The organism is Clostridium sp., assembly GCF_026168755.1.
Lineage (GTDB): Bacteria > Bacillota > Clostridia > Clostridiales > Clostridiaceae > Clostridium.
Genome location: NZ_JAPFDR010000037.1, coordinates 1 through 19870, shown reverse-complemented (window position 1 = coordinate 19870; position 19870 = coordinate 1). Strand labels below are relative to the sequence as shown.

Here is a 19870-nt window from a genome sequence, read left to right as displayed (position 1 = left end):
TTTTTTTCTCCTATGTGATTAGTAACTTTTCTATTTTAAAACCAGAATTATTTCTTTCGCCTAATCCTATAAAATTACTATCTTCATCATATACTCTATATAATCTATTATTGATAATCTTATCTTTAGTAAATCTATTATCAGCAACTCTAACTCCATTTACAAGAAGTCTTACATACTTTCCATGAACCGTAATTGCTTCATATTTACTTAAGGCTTCTTCCATAGTTACAATATAGTCACCTATATTTTCCTTTGTTAAATCATTAATATTAATTGAACTTTCTTGTGAGAATACAGAAGTTTTTGCTCTATTCAAGTCAGTCATAGTTGCAAAAACTTCTAACTTTTCTCCTATATCATAACATAGACTTCTTATATAAGTTCCTTTAGAGCATGTAACCTTCATAGAAACATAAGGATTGTTTATTTTAATATCTTCAATATTATAGATTTTTATCAATCTACCTTCTCTTTCTACTTCTATTCCTTTTCTAGCTAATTCGTAAAGTCTAACACCATTTTGCTTTAAGGCTGAATACATAGGTGGAACTTGAGAATATTCTCCTATAAACCCTTTAACTACATCTAATATATCTTCATTCTTTAAATTAGAAGAATCTCTTTCCTCTAAAATTTCCCCTTCTAAATCATAAGTAGTTGTCCTAATTCCCAACTTAAAAGTAACTTCATATACTTTTTCTGAATCCATTATATAATCTATTATTTTAGTTGCTCTTCCAATACATACAGGCAATACACCTGTTGCTTCTGGATCTAATGTTCCAGTATGCCCAACCTTTCCTGTTTTAGCTACTTTTTTCACTAATCTAACAACATCAAAAGATGACATTCCCTTTGGTTTAAAGATATTTAAAATTCCATTCATATCTTACAACTCTTTCTGTATTTCATTTAATATTTCGTATTTAGCTTCTTCCATTGACATATTTTTAATTTTTATACCAGATGCTCTTATATGACCACCGCCACCAAAAACCTCTGCTATTTTTCTTACATCAACATAGCTCTTTGCCCTAAGGCTCGCTTTTACACCATCTTCAACTTCTTTTAATAATAAAGTTACTTCAACACCTTTAATTTGAAGTCCATAAGAAATTATATCTGATGTATCTCCTACATCAATTCCTAAATCTTCTGTAAAGTTTTTATCTATTTCTAATAATGCAACTTTTCCATTTAAAATAAGTTGCATACTGCTCAATGCTTTTCCAATTAGCTTTATTCTACTAAAATCCTTATTATCAAAAAGACTTTGATAAATAAAAGTATTATCTACACCTATTTTCTTTAATACTGCAGATATTTTATGTGTTCTTTCTGTTACGTTAGAATGTCTATATCCACCTGTATCAGTTACTATTGAAGTATACATACAAGTTCCTATATCTTTTATAACTCTATCTTCTTTTTCAAAACTTATTCCCATTAAATTTAATAATTCAAATACTATTTCTGCTGTTGCAGCCGCATTTGAGTCTATATAATTAATATCACCATATTTATCATTTGAGAGATGATGATCTATATTTATTATTGTGCCAGTGAATTCTTTTAAATTTGCACTTACTCTCTCTAAGTTTCCACAATCAAGCACCACTACAATATCAGTTTCATCTACAGGTTCTGTAATTTCTCCTGTAATTTCATCTGATCCCTTTAGAAATTTTAAATTTTCTGATAAAGTATCCTTTGATATTATGTAACAATCCTTGTTTAAACTTTTTAAAGCGTTAAAAAGTGCAAGAACACTACCTACTGCATCACCATCAGGTGATACATGGTAGGTAATGCCTATTTTTTTACTTTCTAATATAAACTTTGCAATTTGACTTAATGTCATATTACTTATCTTTTACCTTTTGAATTAATTCTTCAATATGCATTCCATAATTTATTGAATCATCAAGTTCAAATATTATTTGAGGATTGTATCTTAAATTAATTCTTTGACCTATTTCTCTTCTAATATATCCACTAGCATTTTTTAGAGCAATAAATGTATTGTTCTTTTCTTCATCATCTTTTCCAAATATACTTACAAATACCTTTGCATATCTTAAATCTTTAGTTACCTTTACATCAGTAACTGATACCATGGCAGTAAGTCTTGGATCTTTTATTTCATTTCTTATTATAGTACTAATTTCTCTTTTTACTTCTTCGTTTATTCTTCCGCCTCTATAGTTAGCCATTCAAAACACCTCTTAAAGCTCTTTTCTTTTAATAGCTTCCATTGTAAATGATTCTATAATATCGCCTTCTTTAAGATCGTTGAACTTTTCAATACTTAAACCACATTCATAGCCCTTAGCTACTTCTTTAGCATCATCTTTAAATCTCTTTAATGAAGCTAATGTTGATTCAAATATTACGATACCATCTCTAATTACTCTAACTTCAGAATTTCTTACAATTTTACCATCTATAACATAACATCCTGCTATAGTTCCTACATTTGAAATCTTGTATGTCATTCTTACTTCTGCCTTACCATTTACAACTTCTTTATATTCTGGTTCAAGCATACCAATCATAGCTGACTTAACATCTTCAATTGCATCATATATTATTCTATATGTTTTTATTTCAATGCTTTCTTTTTCTGATTGAGCTGTTGCATTTCCATCAGGTCTTACATTAAATCCAATTATTAAAGCATTTGAAGCTGCAGCAAGTGTAACATCTGTTTCTGTTATAGCTCCAACAGCACCATGTATTACTCTAACCTTAACATCATCAGTAGATAACTTTTCTAAAGATTGTCTTATTGCTTCAACTGAACCTTGAACGTCAGCTTTAACAACTATAGCTAATTCCTTAACTTTACCTTCTTGAATTTGGCTATATAAATCTTCTAAAGATACTCTGTTAGACGCTTGGTGACTATCAGCTTTAATCTTTTGCTTTCTTAAATCAGCCATATTTCTTGCAGTCTTTTCATCTTTACAAACTATAAATCTATCACCAGCAGCTGGTACTTCTGAAAGACCTAATATTTCAACTGGAATAGATGGTCCTGCACTCTTTATCTTCTTTCCTCTATCATCAAACATAGCTCTTATTCTACCGTAAGTAGACCCAACTAAGATAGAATCCCCTACGTTTAAAGTACCATTTTGAATAAGTAGTGATGCAACAGCTCCTCTACCTTTATCTAATTTAGCTTCAATTACAGTACCCTTAGCTTTTCTATTTGGATCAGCTTGTAATTCTTGCATTTCAGCTGTTAATAGTACCATTTCTAATAGACTTTCTAGGTTCTCACCTGTCTTAGCTGAAACTGGAACACAAATAGTGTCTCCACCCCAGTCTTCTGAAACTAATCCATGCTCAGTTAATTCTTGTTTAACTCTATCAACATTTGCACCTGGTCTATCAATCTTATTTATTGCAACAATCATAGGAACATCTGCAGCTTTACAGTGGTTAATTGCTTCCTTTGTTTGTGGCATTATACCGTCATCTGCAGCAACAACTAATATAACTATATCAGTAACTTGTGCTCCTCTAGCTCTCATTGCAGTGAAAGCTTCATGTCCTGGAGTATCTAAGAATGTAATCTTTTCTCCATTTAAAGAAACTGTATAAGCCCCTATATGTTGAGTTATTCCACCAGCTTCACTAGCAGTAACTTTAGCATTTCTTATAGCATCTAAAAGTGAAGTCTTACCATGGTCAACATGCCCCATAATTGTTACTATTGGAGGCCTCTTAACTAAGTTTTCTTCAACAATATCAGCTTCTTCTTCAAATTCTTCTAATTCTGTTCCTTCTTCTTTCTTTTCAACTAAAACTTCATATTTTTCGCAAAGTTTTTCAGCAGTAGAGAAATCTATTTCTTGGTTAACACCAGCCATTACACCTAAGAATATTAAATTCTTAATAACATCATTTGTTGGCTTACCAAGCTTTTCACATAATTCTTTAACTGTTATTGTTTCACCAATCTCAATTACTCCACATGCAGCTTCAGCATTTCTTTCAACTTCTTCTTGCTCTAACTCTTTCTTAGTCTTTTTCTTTTTTCTTACACCTTTATTAAGTGACTCAGCAAGTTCTTCTTCATATTCATCAACTAAGCTCTTCTTACCTTCACTATCACTAGTATCACCTAATAGTTCTTTTATTAGTGTTGCATCTTCATCTTCTATCACACTCATATGATTTTTAACTTCAACACCAAACTCTTCCATCAATAAATTTATTAAATCTTTTGAGCTAACATTAAGCTCTTTTGCCAATTCATATACTCTAATCTTTGACAATAAAATCACCCCCGGTTAATTTCTTCCTTCTTCATTTTGGTACAAGGATATTAACTTTTCAGCCATATTTTTATCTATCACAGCTAAAACTTTTAGTTCCTCTCTTCCAATTGGGTTGCCTAGTTGTTCTTTCGAAAAGTCTTCTATAAGAGGAATTCCTTTTTCAGCACAATGATTTCTAAACTTCTTTTTTGTACTGTTAGAAGCATCATCACTTAGTATTACAAGATAAAAACTACGTCTGTTACGTTGTTCATCACATTTGCTATACCCTTCTATTAAATTCCCTGATCTTTTAGCAAGACCTAAAAAATTAAAAAACTTATTCATTAACTATCTCTTCCCTTAATCTGTTGTATATTTCTTCATCTATTGCAACATCAAGGTTTCTACTTAATCTTTTTGCTTTAAATGCTTTTTCTAAACACTCAATACTTTTGCAAATATAAGCGCCTCTACCTGCTTTTTTTCCTGTTAAGTCAACAGAAACTTCACCTTCTTGGCTTTTTACAACTCTAATAAGTTCCTTCTTAGGCTTCATTTCCATACAACCTGTGCACATTCTTAAAGGTATTTTCTTTACTTTCATAAAAAAATCCCCCTTATTCCTCTATAGCTTCAGCTTGTGACTTACTCTTTATATCAATTTTCCAATTAGTTAGCTTAGCAGCTAATCTTACATTTTGACCCTCTTTTCCAATTGCAAGTGATAATTGGTTATCTTCAACAATAACCTTAGCTGACTTTGAATCTTCATCAACTGTCACACTTAAAACCTTAGCAGGGCTTAAAGAACTTGCTATAAATTCTTCTGGGTTTTTGCTCCATTTAATTATATCTATTTTTTCACCCTTAAGTTCATTTACTATGTTTTGAACTCTTGCACCCTTAGGTCCAACACAAGCTCCCATAGGATCAACATTTTCATCATGAGATAATACTGCAATTTTACTTCTTGATCCAGCTTCTCTTGAGATGCTTTTTATTTCAACAACACCTTCATATATTTCTGGAACTTCTAGTTCAAATAATCTTTTAACTAATCCTGGATGTGTTCTAGATACTATTATTTGAGCACCTTTAGAAGTGTTTTTAACTTCTACAACATATAATTTAATTTTTTCATTAAATTTATACTTTTCCCTTGGAATTTGTTCATTTGGTCCAACTGCTGTTTCTAGCTTTCCAATATTAACAAAAACATTTCCTTTATCTTCTCTTAAAACTGTTCCAGTTATAATATCATATTCTTTTTCTTTATATTCATTATATATGATACTTCTTTCAGCTTCTCTTATTCTTTGAGTTACTACCCCTTTTGCAAGTTGCGCTGCAACTCTTCCAAAATTCTTTGGAGTAACTTCAAAATCTACTACATCATCTAAATCATATGTAGGTTTTATTTCTTGTGCTTCTTCTAATGCAATTTCAGTAACATTATCAAAGACCTCTTCAACAACAATTTTTTGAGAATAAACATGTATTTCTCCATTTTCTCTATCAATTGTTACTTTTACGTTTTGTGCTGAAGATGTTGGTCCTGCATAATTTTTCTTATAAGCTGCAACTAATGCATCCTCAATTGTTGTAAATAATAGATCTTCACTAATACCTTTATCTTTTACTATTTCTTTAAGAGCACCTATAAACTCTTGGTTCATCTTAAATACCCTCCTTACTATATTTCCCCTTCAATATTTGCACTTTTAATTTTTTCCTTTGGTATGCTTATTAAAGTGTCTGCTTCAACTATTATATTTTCTTCATTTACTTCTTTTAAAATACCTTTAATACTTTTCTTTCCATCTATAGCTTTTGTAAGTTTAACCATTACTTCTCTACCTACAAATCTCTTATAATGAGCTTCATTAAATAATGTTCTATTTAAACCTGGTGATGAAACTTCTAGGAAATAAGCTTCTGGTATAGGATCCTTTTCATCCATAAGGTCACTTACTCTTCTTGAAAGAGCTTCACAATCACTTAAAGTGATGCCGCCTTCTTTTTCTATATATATTCTTAAATAATATTCTCCATTTTCCTTAACATATTCAACATGATATATTTCATAGTTAAGTTCATCTGATATGGGTTTAACCATTTCATAAATTTGAGTAACTAAGGCATCATTCTTCATAATTATCCTCCTTTGCAATATTCAGTTTTTAGGTAATTTAAAAAATAGATATGTAAAAACGCAACTAAAAAGTAGTTGCGTTCAAATATAAAGAGCGGGAACAAGCCCCACTCTTCATTTTCTAGCTATTAGTAAATTACTTCTTAATCTATCTTATCATACTTTACTAATAAATACAAGGGGCTATAGCAACATTTAACTTTCCCATTTAAAACTTGCCCAAATTTGTATTTTTTTATTCAATATAAATCTTCTTTAATTATATTGTTTATACAACTTTATAAGCTCATCAAAAGATTTTAATGATCTTTCAATCTTATCATAAGATATACAATAAGATAATCTAAAATAGCCTGGACATCCAAAAGTTTTTCCTGGTACTGCTAATATATTAAACTTTTTAGCATCCTCACAAAATTTAACATCATCTTCTATTGGTGACTTTGGGAAAAGATAAAATGCTCCATCTGGTTTTAAACATTCAAACCCTATAGACACTAGGTGATTATATAATAAATCTCTATTTTTCTTATAAATGTTAACATCAACTCCTAACTTTAAACTTTCTTTTATTACCCTTTGAAAAAGCGAAGGTGCATTAACAAAACCTAAAATCCTATTTGCTATATTTAAAGCTGATGTTATATCTTCAAAAGTATTCATTTTAGGATTAACCACAATATAACCTATTCTTTCACCCGGCAGCGATAATGATTTACTATATGAATATCCTATAAATGAATTATTATAATAATTTAATATACAAGGCACTTTAGTATTCTCATATACAATTTCCCTATACGGTTCATCTGAAATTAAATAAATATCTTTATTAAATTCCAACTCTTTCTCCATTAATATATTAGATAATTCTTTTATTGTCTCTTCACTATATATAACTCCACTTGGGTTATTAGGAGAATTAATAATTATAGCTTTAGTCTTATTTGATATCTTCTTTTTTAGTTCTTCTAAATTTAACTGAAAACTATTTGTGTCTGCCGATACAACAGTTACTACCCCATCAAAATTTTTAACATAATTAACATACTCTCCAAAGAAAGGTGCAAAAACAATAACCTCATCTTTTGGGTCTAAAATACTTTTTAAAATTACATTTAGTCCTCCAGCAGCACCACAAGTCATAATTATATTTTCACATTTCAATTCAAGATTATATTCTTCTCCTAAATGGTTAGCTATTGCTTCTCTAACATCTTCATATCCTGAATTATTCATATACCCATGAATAAAATTTGGCATTTCCTCATTAACAATTTTATTTATTATCTTTTTAATCTCTTTTGGTGGTTCTACATTAGGGTTACCTATACTAAAATCAAAAACATTTTCTTCTCCATATATACTTGATAATCGCTTTCCTTCCTCAAACATCGCCCTAATAGTAGAGTTATTTGAAACCATAGCTCTCATCTTACTTGAAATCATTCTCTAGCCCCCTTATTTCACAATTAATTCAATTTATTTTTTATTACCCCAATAGCTACACCTAATATGCTCACTTCCTTGCCTTCTAAATATATCTCACTATATTTAGGATTAGCTGGAATTAACATAGGCTCACTCCCATTTAGCTTTAAGGTTTTTAAAGTCGCTTCTCCATCTAAACTAGCAGCAATAATATCATTATTTAATGCAGTATTTTGTCTCTTAATAACAACTAAATCTCCATCATTTATATTTTTCTCAATCATACTATCACCCTTAACATGTAATATGAAAGTTTCTTTTCCTTTTTCTAACCAACTCTTAGGTAAATTAAACTTTTCTTCCACCTCATCATTAATTTCAATAGGGTTACCTGCTGCTATATCACTATATACATCAACTTCAACTAATTCCCCTTCATTAAATATAGTATTATCTTCTAAATAAATTTCTTTCTTAGAAGAAGAACTATCAATATTAAATTCAACTATATTTTTATATTTCAAGTTTACATATTGGAACTTTTCCATATAATTTTTCCCTTTACTTTTTTCTTCTTTAAATTCCTTCTTGAAAGCAAAACTTCTTCCTTTAAAATCTGCTCCAAGAGTTTTTAATCTTCTACCTTTTACTAACCAACACATTTTATCATTACAAAATTCATTGTTTAAAATAAAAACAAATGATGAATGTGCATGGTTAGAATATATACTCTTTACAAATTCAATTTCACCCTTAGTTAATACCTCTACATCATCTAAAACTATGTGAGTATACTTTTCTTTATATAGTTGTCCATATTTTATAGCAAATGATATTTCATCATAATAATCATAATATCCATTTTGTCTTAATATAGAAGTGTATAATTCCATAAGTCTATATATAGAATCTCTACTATATGAATTTTTTATTAATCTATATTTTCTACCTTTTCTTTCAACATCACTATATTCTTCCCTTGTAAAATTGCATGCTTTTATCCACATAATTTCATCATACAAGTCTTCACTTTTAATCTTATTAATAACCTTAGATTTTTTTGCTAACAATAATAATTCATTGTAAAAGTCTTCTGTTTTTATAAACTTATATGCTTCTTCAAAAGAAATAGTCTTTAAATTTAATTTATTTGCATTTATGTATCTTTCTGAAAAATCTTTTATTAATACCTTTACTAAATTAAACTCAACTCTTTCCTCATCAATACTAAATAATGAGTAAAAATCACTTTCTTTGCTTTTTTCTTTATATAAACTTTTACTATTATCTAACTTTTTATAATTTGAAGATAAATATAAAATCTTATCCTCATTATATATACAATAATTATTTTCTAAATTTATAACTCTATGCAAAGCTGCTACTGTCTTTCCTGTTAATGATTTTCCTTTCATCAATGAAAAGCCCATATTTTTATTATTTATAAATCTATTTTGATTTTTCGTCAATTTCATAATTACACCTACTATCATACTTCCCATTATTATAAAGAAAAACCCCAAAGAAAAAACATAACTTTGGAGTTATAAAATAATTTTATTCATTTATAGATAAAAAGTCAATTATTTCTACTTATTGTTACTTAAATATTCATCTATTGCAGCAGCGGCCTTTTTTCCTGCTCCCATTGCTAAAATAACAGTTGCAGCACCTGTAACTGCATCTCCCCCAGCATAAACACCTTCTTTTGTTGTAAGGCCTGTTTCTTCATCAGCAACTATGCATTTCCACTTATTAACTTCTAATCCTTTAGTTGTTGATGAAATTAATGGATTTGGAGATGTTCCAAGAGACATTATAACAGTATCTACATCCATAACAAACTCTGAATTTTCTTTAACCACTGGTCTTCTTCTTCCAGAAGTATCTGGTTCTCCAAGTTCCATTTTGACACACTTCATTCCTGTAACCCATCCATTTTCATCTGTTAAGATTTCTGTAGGATTAGTTAATACATCAAATATTACTCCTTCCTCTTTTGCATGATGAACTTCCTCAAGTCTTGCTGGTAATTCTGACTCACTTCTTCTATATACAATGTGAGTCTCTGCACCAAGTCTTAACGCTGTTCTAGCAGCATCCATTGCAACATTTCCTCCACCAACTACAGCTACCTTCTTTCCAACTTTAACTGGTGTATGATATTCTTCTTTGAATGCTTTCATTAAGTTTACTCTTGTTAAAAATTCATTAGCTGAAAATACTCCATTTGAATTTTCACCTGGTATGCCCATAAATTTTGGTAATCCTGCACCTGATCCTATAAATACAGCATCAAACCCCTCATCTTCAATTAATGAATCTATTGTAACTGTTCTTCCTACAACTACATTAGTTTCAATTTTAACTCCTAGCTTTTTAATATTTTCAATCTCTGATTTTACTACTTCTTCCTTTGGTAATCTAAACTCAGGTATACCATAAACTAAAACTCCACCAGCTTCATGTAAAGCCTCAAATATAGTAACATCATAACCTTTTTTAGATAAATCTCCTGCACAAGTAAGTCCTGCTGGTCCTGAACCTATTACAGCCACCTTTTTACCTTTTGATTCTTCTTTATCAGAAAGATCAACATTATGACATCTTGCCCAATCAGCAGTGAATTTTTCTAGCTTCCCAATAGCAACTGGTTCACCCTTTATTCCTAACACACATTTTCCTTCACATTGTGACTCCTGTGGACATACTCTTCCACAGACAGCTGGTAATGCACTATACTTTGCAATTTCTTTTGCTGCCCCTTCAAAATCTCCATCTTTAACATGAGATATAAATCCTGGTATATCTATTGATACTGGACATCCACTTACACATTTTGGATTTTTACATCCTAAACATCTGCTCGCTTCATCTAAGGCCCTTTCCTCATCATATCCTAAACAAACTTCATCAAAGTTTTTTGCTCTTACACTAGCTTCTTGTTCCCTTACAGGTATTCTTTTCATTCTATCTACTACTTTATTCATTACTTATGTCCTCCGCATCCGCAACCTTCTCTATGGTGTGTGTCGCCTTCTTCTAACTTAAGCATAGTTCTTCCCTCTTCGCTTTTATAAAGAGATTGCCTTCTCATACTTTCATCAAAATTTACAAGATGTCCATCAAATTCTGGGCCATCAACACATGCAAATTTAACTTCATCTCCTACTGTAACTCTACAAGCGCCACACATACCTGTACCATCAACCATAATAGGATTTAAACTTACAGTAGTTTTTATTTCAAGCTCCTTAGTAAGCATTGACATAAATTTCATCATTATCATTGGGCCTATAACAACTGCATGATCATATTTCTTCCCTTGATTATTTACTAAATCCAATAAACAATCTGTAACTCTGCCATTAAATCCATAAGAACCATCATCAGTAGATATATATAAGTTTTGGGCTACTTTTCTCATCTCTTCTTCTAATATTACTAACTCTTTATTTCTAGCCCCAATAATAACATCAACATCAATATTATTATGATAGAACCATTTTACTTGTGGATAAACAGGTGCTGCACCTACCCCTCCCGCTACAAATAAAACTTTTTTCTTTCTAAGTTCATCTAAATCTTCATGTACAAACTCACTTGGCTGACCTAATGGTCCAACAAAGTCTTGTACATAATCACCTACTTCAAATTTAGCAAGCTCTTTTGTGCCATATCCAACGGTTTGAAAAACTATTGTAACAGTTCCATTCTCTCTATCATAATCGGCAATAGTTAAAGGAATTCTTTCACCTTTATCATTATTCTTTATAATAATGAATTGCCCAGGCTGAGCTGATTTAGCTACTCTTGGAGCCTCAATATCCATTAAATATATGTTTTCAGTTAATAATCTTTTACTTGTTATCTTATACACCTTAATAACCCCCATAATTTTCTTATGTTATATATTTATAACTAAATTTTAAATTTAGAATCTTTATTATAAGTTTAAGAATGCACCTTTAAATTTCTTTACTTAAAAATGCATTCTTAAATCATAAACTATTTATTAAAAATCTACTTTATTTCCATAGAATGTACATGAAAGAAGCTTTTCCATAGTTTCATCATCAATTGTTCTTGGATTAGATCCAGTACATGCATCTAAAACTGCATTATGAGCTATATGTTTAACATTAGCTAAGAAATCTTCTTCAGTTACTCCATATTCTTTCATTGATGATGGAATATTTAATGCTACATTAAATTCATTTATTTTTGCTATTAATGAATCTGTTAATTCAGCATCTGTATTTCCTTCTAACTTTAACATTCTTGCTATATCTGCATATCTACCTTCACATTCTGTTCTATTATATTGAATTACATATGGTAGGAATATTGCATTTGCACATCCATGTGGAATATGGAATACCGATCCAACCTTATGAGCCATTGAGTGTACTATTCCTAATAAAGCGTTACTAAATGCCATACCAGCCAAACACTGTGCTTCATGCATTAAGTTTCTAGCTTCTACATCACCTTCAAAAGACTTAACTAAATTTTCATTAACCATATCAATAGCCTTTAAAGCCAATGGATCTGAAAAATTTGATCTTAATGAAGCTGTATATGCCTCTATTGCATGTGTTAATGCATCCATACCAGTATGAGCAACAAGTTTAGCAGGCATTGTTTGCGCTAATTCTGGATCAACTATTGCAATATCTGGAGTTATATTAAAATCAGCTAAAGGATATTTAATCTTAGCTTTATAATCAGTAATTACAGAAAAAGCAGTTACTTCTGTTGCAGTTCCTGAAGTTGATGGTATTGCTACAAATTTAGCCTTTTGTCTTAATTCAGGTAAACCAAAAGGTACAACAGCTTGTTCAAAAGTAAAGTCAGGATACTCATAAAAAATCCACATAGCCTTTGCTGCATCTATTGGTGATCCTCCTCCCATAGCCACTATCCAATCTGGTTCAAAATCCCTCATTACAGCTGCTCCACTCATAACAGTTTCAACTGATGGATCTGGTTCTACTCCTTCTATTAACTTAACTTCTATTCCAGCTTCCTTTAAATAACTTTCTACTTTATCTAGAAACCCAAATCTTTTCATTGAGCCTCCACCTACAACTACTACAGCTCTTTTTCCTTTTAAAGTTTTTAATACTTCTAAAGAACCTTTCCCATGATAAATATCTCTTGGTAATGTAAATCTCGCCATATTCTTCTCCTCCTGAAAATCTTTAATCAATACACATTTATACTATATTTTTAATATATTACTTAATTAGTAATATAAATTAATTATACCATAATATTACTAAATTAAAATATATTTTTATACATAAAAAGATACCTAAAGACAACTTTCATAAAAAGTTAATCTTTAGGTATCTTTTTTTGTATTTTATTTTTTTCCTTTGTTTTCTTCCTTGTATTTTTTAGAATTATTATCAAGAGCTTCTATTATTTCATCAACTTTTTCCCAATTTGCAAGAGATGCACCGGCAGCTAACATATGACCGCCTCCCCCAAAGCTAGATGCAATATCATTAACTCTAGGTCCATTAGACCTAAACTCACAAAAAATCGAACCATCTTCTTTTTCTACAAAGAAATTCCAATTATTTATTCCAGAAGTGTCTTGAAGAGCATTCACCATTCTTGCAGCTTTTATTGGCTCTAAACCATATTTTTTCGCTATTTCATTTTTTACTTTCAAATATGCCATTCCATTTTCAGTAGTTACATAATTACTATAAATATATCCTAAGAATTTTAATTCTGTTTCTTCTCTTTTATACATATTTGCATAAATTACTTTTGTTTCTAAATCAAAAGTAATTTTAGATAGCTTTTCAAATAAATTAGTTGGATTATCTATATATAAAAATCTCCCAGTATCTCCAATTATACCTGTAAATAAAGCACGTCTTCCTTCTTTATCTATTTTTAATTTATCTTCATTAGCTAAATATAAATCTAAAATCATTTCACTACAAGAAGAATAATTGGGGTCTACCCATGTTAAATTTTCAAATGGAGCGTCAAAAGGTTTATGATGATCAATTTTAATTATATAACCACAGTTATTAAATGATTGATTGTCAACTCTTTCTTTATTGGCTACATCTACTATAATAGCTAATGAATCTTTATTTAATTCAATTTCTTCATCCATAATATTTATATATTCTAGATTTTTTGAATGTTCACCTAATAATACTACCCTTTTATTAGGATATGTATTTTCTATTATACTTTTCAGAGCAGTTTGTGAACTATAAGAATCTGGATCTGGAAAAACATGACGATATATTGCTATAGTATCATATTCTTCAATTTTCTTTATTATATTTTCAATGAGTTTTTCCTCCACTTTTAATACCTCCTAAAAATAAAATTTAAATATTTAATAAAAAAATCCCCTACTTAGCTAAGCTAAGCAGGGCATAAATAAAATTATACATTTTTATGTATTATTGACGACTTATTGAAGTTTCAACTTGTGAATTCATTTCTTCTAACATACTATCAACATCATCTGAAGTTCCAGTAACATAAGATGCATATTTTTCATCTGCAACTGTTCTTGCTGATTGAGCATTGTTTACTGCAGGAGTAAAGTAAGCAAAATTTAATGATTCCTTAGCTACATTGTAAATTTTACCGTATAAAGAATTACTATCAGCTAATACTTCTTGAACTATAGTAGAATCTTGAGCTGACTTTCTAACTGGTAAATATCCAGTAGACGTTGCAAACTTAGCTGTATTTTCAGTATTAGTTGCAAATTTAATAAATTCATAAGCAGCATATTGAGCTTCTGGAGAAACATCTTTAGTTACAAATAAAGAAGCACCTTGTTGAATAACTGCTTTATCTTTTCCTTCAAAATGAGGAACTTCTACTACAGCTATTTCAAAAGCACCATTAGTGTTTATATGCGCAAATCCAGCTGAAGATCCTTGGTAAGCTAAAACCTTTTGATTTGAGAATGGTCCTGATAAGAATTTATCTTCACCAGCTACTCTAAATGCACCAATTTGAGTGTTTTCTCTAAAGAATTGCATAAACTCCTTAGACCAATCGTTAACAACATTTATTTTTCCATCTAATTGAACAAAGTCTTTTCCATCTGCTTTTAAACTAGAAATAAATGCATTTGAGCTTGAATCAAATCCAAACCCTGGTATCCCTAATTCAGTTTGACATTTTTCTGATATTTCTGCTAACTTTTCAAAAGTTAAATCTTTTAAATCATCCACAGTATATCCTAATTGTTCTAATAAATTCTTATTAACATATAAAACTTCTGTAGATTTAGTCATTGGAAGCCCATATATTTTATTTTCTCCCCATTGTGATAACTCATTAATAAAATCTGGAATAAAGTCATTCTTTAAGTCTTCTGCCATTCCTATAGTTTCATTTTCAACATATGGTGTTAAGTCTACAACCTTATTATCATTAATAAGACCTGTAGCTGCATCTGGATAAACATTAACTATAGCTGGTAAAGTATTTGATTGAGACGCTGCTATAACCTTTTTGTTTAAGTCCGCAATACTACCTTGGCCTGAAGCCTTAACTGTTATTCCTTGAGTGTTTGAACTATTAAAGTCATCAACTATAGTTTGTAACACTTCTGCTTGTTTTCCAGTCATATAATGCCACATTTCAATTGTTACTGGTTCTTGTAATTCTGTAACGATCTTCTCGCTTGATGAATCACTTTTTGAGCACCCTGTTAATGCTGTAGCTGCAACTATTGCAGTCATTAAAGATGCTAATAATCTTCTTTTCATTTGCTTCACCTCTAAAACCTAATAATTTATATATATATATTTAAGAAAAGATGACTAAAAGATAAAGTATTAAATTTTCATATATACATAATTAAAGTATTTACAATAACTTTCATAATAAATAATTAAAGCATTAATATTTTAACTTTTAATTCAAACTCTTCCTATATATCTAACTTTTTATATTATCCCTTTATTCCACCAATAGATATACCATTCATAATTTTCTTGTGTAAGAACATATAAATTACAACTATTGGCATTGTAATTATTGTAGATGCGGCCATTAATAATTCATATCTATTTCCTACATCTGATTGGAATGCAGTTAATCCATTTGCTAGCAATCTCATATTATCACTATTTGTAACAAGTAATGGCCATAAGAATGCATTCCATGAGTTTATACCTACTAATATACAAATTGTAATAATTGATGGCTTAGCCATAGGTACAACTATTCTCCATAAAAACTTCCAATCACTTGCACCATCTATTTTTGCTGCATAATATAATTGTTTTGGAATCTTTAAGAAGAATTCTCTAAGCATATAAATATATAATACATTTGCCATGTAAGGTACAAATAATGCTGAATAACTATCAATTAAATTTAATGTTGAAATTGTTTTAAAGTTAGTTACTATTAATACTTCTCCTGGTATCATCATTGAAGCTAAGAAAATAGCAAATATTAAATCCCTTCCCTTAAACTCAAGATGTGAAAAAGCAAATGCTGATAATATTGAAATTACAACTGTACTAACAATACTTAAAGCTGTAACTATTATTGTATTTATAAAATATCTTCCAAAAGGAGCCATTGCTAATGCAGTACTAAAGTTATCCCACATAAAGTTTTCTGGAAACATTGTTGGTGGTGTTTGAATAACTTCAAAACTTGACTTTAAAGACGATGCTATCATCCAATAAAATGGGAATAGCGTTATAATAGCAAAGACAACTAATAAGAAGTATTTAATGAATGCTTTAAAATTATTTTTATTTTTCATATTTACACCTCTTAGTAATGAATCTTATTACGAGCAACTGTTTTTTGTACTAAAGTAACAGTTAATATTATAATTAATAGAACAACTGAAGCAGCAAATGCTAGTGGGAAATCTTGATCTCCATAGAATCTATCAATTATATATCTAACAACAGTTGAAACTGCACCATCTAATGTACGTCCTCCAAATAGAACATAAACTTCTGTGTAAACTTTAAAAGCAGCTATTAAACTAATAACATATGTATAAGCAATCATAGGAGAAACTAATTTAACAGTTATCTTTCTAAATATAGTTCCATTTGTAGCTTGATCTATTTTAGCAGCTTGATAATATTGTGGATTTATTGATGCAATACCTGTAGTTAATATTAAGGTATTAAAAGCTAAACTCTTCCACACTGCAAATATTATTAATGCTATCATTGCATATTTAGGATCATTAAGCCAGTTTATAGGATCTACTCCTATTTTCCCTAATAAGAAATTAATAATTCCATATTCAGAGTTAAATAACCAAGACCATACTATCCCTATAGCAACCAATGAAGTTACATAAGGTAAAAAGTAAACACTTTGGAATATACCTCTTACTTTTTCATTCTTTATATTAGCTAAAGCATTAGCTATTAATAAAGAAATAAATACCGATAAAGCTGGAACTATTGCAGCATAAATTACAGTATTAAATAAAGATTGTATAAACCTTTTGTCTTCAAATAGATATTTATATGATCCAAATCCAAAAACAAATCCACTAGCTTTAGTTTCATCAAAACTAAAAATTATTGTATTAATTATAGGATAAAATACAAAAACAGCAAGTATTATAAGTGCAGGTAGTAAATATATATATCCCTTAAATTTATTTGTCTTCTTTAGCATTTTGTTATGAACTCCTCACTTTCAGCATCAAACACATAACTCTTGCCTGTCTTTGGCTTAATTATTAACTCATCACCTTCATTGATAAAGAACTCTTTATCAACTAACATTTTGTATTTACTACCATTATGATCTAATGTTAATAATCTTTCTCTACCTAATATTTCTACTGTAACAACTTTAGTTTTTAATCCTTTATCTGCTACCTCAAAATCTTCTGCTCTTACCCCTAAAATAACCTTTGACTTATTATTAGGTAAGTTTTCTATTGTTAAGGAATCAATAATAGCCGTTCCTTCTTTACATTCTAAATTTATAAAGTTCATTTCTGGACTTCCTATAAAAGATGCAACAAATTTATTTACTGGATTCATATATATATCACTAGGTGATGAAACTTGTTGTATTGCACCATCTTTCATCAGTACAATTTCATCTGAAATAGACATAGCCTCTTCTTGGTCATGAGTTACGAATATAGCTGTAACTCCAGTTTCCTTTTGAATTCTTCTAATTTCTTGTCTTGTTTCAACTCTTAACTTTGTATCTAGATTTGATAAAGGTTCATCAAGAAGTAAAATATCTGGCTTCTTTGCTAATGCTCTTGCAATAGCAACTCTTTGTTGTTGCCCTCCTGAAAGTTGAGCTGGCTTTTTATCTAATTGACTTTCAATTTTTACAATCTTAGCAACTTCTAAAGCTCTCTTTTCTGCTTCTGCTTTATCCCACTTTAAATTTTTTAAAGGAAATAATATATTTTCTCTTACAGTCATATGTGGATATAATGCATAATTTTGGAATACTAATCCTATTCCTAACTCTTCTGGTTCTAATCCAGTTACATCCCTATCTCCGAAATAAATCTTTCCACTATGTGGTTTATGAATTCCTGAGATAGTAAATAATGTTGTTGATTTTCCTGATCCTGAAGGTCCTAATAATGAAACTAACTTTCCTTTCGGAATTTGTAAAGTAACTTCATTAAGCGCCTTAAAATCTCCAAATTTTACAACTAGTTTCTCTAGTTTTATTCCCATTGATAATTCACCTCATGTTTTTTAATACATATACTATTAAATACAAAAATCCATAGACTTTCGTGCTATTACAGAATACGACAATATCTTTGTCTTTGTCAATATTTTCCCTAATTTCTTCTCTTTATAATTTAAAAATTTTATATTACTTATAATTTCCTAGATTATCTTTTTTTATGTTTACCATTTTTTTCTCCAATGTTATTCCTTATATTTATTAATGTTAAACATTATTTAATTAATCTACTAATTATATCTTTAACCTCTCTTTTAATATTCTTATAATAGTAGTTGTAAAAATTTCTAATTTCATAACTGTTCTCTAATATAGCATCACAAGTAATGAAAGTTATAATAGCAAATTTATCCCACTTATCCATATAAGATTTACCTCTCACCTCTTAATGTTATATTATATGTTATTCTTTAAATTATTGATATTAAGAGTAAATGCTTATTAAATTTTTATTTATAAATATTTCTTGCATAATTTAATATTCTTAAATATTATATTTATGTAAAGATATATAAGGAGGTATATATGCTACCATTATTAATTGTTTTTTCATATCTTATGGGTTCAATCCCCAGTGGATATATTTTAGTAAAAAAGAAACTTAATAAAGATGTAAGAGAATATGGAAGTGGTAACATTGGTGCTACTAATGTTAAAAGAGTTGCAGGTGAAAAACTTTCAAAAATAACAGCAATTTGTGATATGCTAAAAGCAATTATTCCTGTACTATTAACACGCATTTTAATTTGGAGTGATATACTAAAGACTGACGCAAGTTTAAGTTTATCATTAGTAGCCATTGCAGCAATATTAGGACATAATTATACTGTCTTTTTAAATTTTAAGGGTGGTAAAGGCGTAGCTACTTCTGCAGCTGCTTTTATGATAGTTGTTCCTATACCATTTTTAATTACAGCTGTAATTTTCTTCGGCTTAAAATTGGTAACAAAAATTGTTTCAATTCGTTCTTTAGCTGCTGGTATTACATTATTTTTATCAACTCTTTTATTAAGCTATAATAAATATTATGTTTATGCTACACTTTTTGCTTGTCTTTTAGTATTTTGGAGACATAAAAGTAATATTGCTAGATTAATTAAAGGTGAGGAAAAATAAATTTTTATAAAAACACTGATATAAATATAATTCAGTGTTTTTTTATTGTGCGCCCAGCATGGGCAACAACTTGACGGTGAAAGTCCGTTGTGGGCTTGGTAGTGGGAACCACTAGCTAATGACAAGGGTGTCCATCGTGAGATGGAATCTGAAGGAAGTCGGAGGCAAAGTCTTGGTC

20 protein-coding genes are annotated in these 19870 nt (G+C 29.5%); 1 reads left to right on the top strand and 19 read right to left on the bottom strand.

Features of this window, described 5'->3' with window-relative positions; genetic code table 11:
- Positions 1-10: 10 nt before the first annotated feature.
- The 19 genes from truB to Q0Y03_RS11840 all read right to left on the bottom strand — a co-directional run bounded on the left by truB (position 11) and on the right by Q0Y03_RS11840 (position 18940).
- Complete coding sequence (truB, locus tag Q0Y03_RS11930) at positions 11-889, bottom strand: tRNA pseudouridine(55) synthase TruB (RefSeq protein ID WP_297714039.1); 879 nt, start codon at positions 887-889, stop codon at positions 11-13.
- A 3-nt stretch (positions 890-892) separates the two neighbouring features.
- A complete protein-coding gene (locus Q0Y03_RS11925; protein WP_297714038.1) occupies positions 893-1864 on the bottom strand; it encodes a bifunctional oligoribonuclease/PAP phosphatase NrnA in 972 nt (323 codons plus the stop codon).
- A 1-nt stretch (position 1865) separates the two neighbouring features.
- Complete coding sequence (gene rbfA / locus Q0Y03_RS11920) at positions 1866-2216, bottom strand: 30S ribosome-binding factor RbfA (protein ID WP_133014145.1); 351 nt, start codon at positions 2214-2216, stop codon at positions 1866-1868.
- 12 nt (positions 2217-2228) lie between these two features.
- The gene (infB, locus tag Q0Y03_RS11915) at positions 2229-4289 is read right to left on the bottom strand and encodes a translation initiation factor IF-2 (RefSeq protein WP_297714037.1); all 2061 of its coding nucleotides are present in this window, start codon (positions 4287-4289) and stop codon (positions 2229-2231) included.
- A 15-nt stretch (positions 4290-4304) separates the two neighbouring features.
- Positions 4305-4619 (bottom strand): ribosomal L7Ae/L30e/S12e/Gadd45 family protein, encoded by a 315-nt coding sequence (locus Q0Y03_RS11910; protein ID WP_297714036.1) that lies wholly within the window; start codon positions 4617-4619, stop codon positions 4305-4307.
- Positions 4612-4878: a YlxR family protein gene (locus tag Q0Y03_RS11905; protein WP_133014148.1), complete on the bottom strand. Its 267-nt coding sequence runs from the start codon at positions 4876-4878 to the stop codon at positions 4612-4614. Before Q0Y03_RS11905 ends, Q0Y03_RS11910 begins: the two co-directional genes overlap by 8 nt.
- A gap of 13 nt (positions 4879-4891) precedes the next feature.
- Positions 4892-5950 carry a transcription termination factor NusA gene (nusA, locus tag Q0Y03_RS11900; protein WP_297714035.1) on the bottom strand — a complete coding sequence of 353 codons (1059 nt, stop codon included), beginning with the start codon at positions 5948-5950 and terminating at the stop codon, positions 4892-4894.
- 17 nt (positions 5951-5967) lie between these two features.
- Positions 5968-6426: a ribosome maturation factor RimP gene (gene rimP, locus Q0Y03_RS11895; protein ID WP_297714034.1), complete on the bottom strand. Its 459-nt coding sequence runs from the start codon at positions 6424-6426 to the stop codon at positions 5968-5970.
- A 255-nt stretch (positions 6427-6681) separates the two neighbouring features.
- On the bottom strand, positions 6682-7875 hold the full coding sequence (locus Q0Y03_RS11890) for a pyridoxal phosphate-dependent aminotransferase (RefSeq protein WP_297714033.1): 1194 nt from the start codon (positions 7873-7875) through the stop codon (positions 6682-6684).
- Positions 7876-7898: 23 nt separating this feature from the next.
- Positions 7899-9359: a transcriptional repressor LexA gene (gene lexA, locus Q0Y03_RS11885; RefSeq protein ID WP_297714032.1), complete on the bottom strand. Its 1461-nt coding sequence runs from the start codon at positions 9357-9359 to the stop codon at positions 7899-7901.
- A gap of 87 nt (positions 9360-9446) precedes the next feature.
- Complete coding sequence (gene gltA, locus Q0Y03_RS11880) at positions 9447-10847, bottom strand: NADPH-dependent glutamate synthase (RefSeq protein WP_297714031.1); 1401 nt, start codon at positions 10845-10847, stop codon at positions 9447-9449.
- Positions 10847-11737 (bottom strand): sulfide/dihydroorotate dehydrogenase-like FAD/NAD-binding protein, encoded by an 891-nt coding sequence (locus Q0Y03_RS11875; protein ID WP_297714030.1) that lies wholly within the window; start codon positions 11735-11737, stop codon positions 10847-10849. Before Q0Y03_RS11875 ends, gltA begins: the two co-directional genes overlap by 1 nt.
- 135 nt (positions 11738-11872) lie before the next feature.
- Positions 11873-13039 (bottom strand): iron-containing alcohol dehydrogenase, encoded by a 1167-nt coding sequence (locus tag Q0Y03_RS11870; protein WP_297714029.1) that lies wholly within the window; start codon positions 13037-13039, stop codon positions 11873-11875.
- A 186-nt stretch (positions 13040-13225) separates the two neighbouring features.
- A complete protein-coding gene (locus tag Q0Y03_RS11865) occupies positions 13226-14197 on the bottom strand; it encodes a bifunctional oligoribonuclease/PAP phosphatase NrnA (RefSeq protein ID WP_297714028.1) in 972 nt (323 codons plus the stop codon).
- A gap of 100 nt (positions 14198-14297) precedes the next feature.
- A complete protein-coding gene (locus tag Q0Y03_RS11860) occupies positions 14298-15626 on the bottom strand; it encodes an extracellular solute-binding protein (RefSeq protein WP_297714027.1) in 1329 nt (442 codons plus the stop codon).
- A gap of 185 nt (positions 15627-15811) precedes the next feature.
- Positions 15812-16639, bottom strand: a complete 828-nt coding sequence (locus Q0Y03_RS11855; RefSeq protein ID WP_294137898.1) for a carbohydrate ABC transporter permease — start codon at positions 16637-16639, stop codon at positions 15812-15814.
- Positions 16640-16650: 11 nt separating this feature from the next.
- Positions 16651-17523: a sugar ABC transporter permease gene (locus Q0Y03_RS11850; protein ID WP_291676785.1), complete on the bottom strand. Its 873-nt coding sequence runs from the start codon at positions 17521-17523 to the stop codon at positions 16651-16653.
- The gene (locus tag Q0Y03_RS11845; RefSeq protein WP_297714026.1) at positions 17517-18560 is read right to left on the bottom strand and encodes an ABC transporter ATP-binding protein; all 1044 of its coding nucleotides are present in this window, start codon (positions 18558-18560) and stop codon (positions 17517-17519) included. The genes Q0Y03_RS11850 and Q0Y03_RS11845 overlap by 7 nt, the downstream gene beginning before the upstream one ends.
- A 230-nt stretch (positions 18561-18790) precedes the next feature.
- Complete coding sequence (locus Q0Y03_RS11840; protein ID WP_297714025.1) at positions 18791-18940, bottom strand: hypothetical protein; 150 nt, start codon at positions 18938-18940, stop codon at positions 18791-18793.
- A 161-nt stretch (positions 18941-19101) separates the two neighbouring features.
- Between Q0Y03_RS11840 and plsY the strand changes: the two genes are divergently transcribed.
- Complete coding sequence (plsY, locus tag Q0Y03_RS11835) at positions 19102-19692, top strand: glycerol-3-phosphate 1-O-acyltransferase PlsY (protein WP_297714024.1); 591 nt, start codon at positions 19102-19104, stop codon at positions 19690-19692.
- Positions 19693-19870 lie beyond the last annotated feature (178 nt).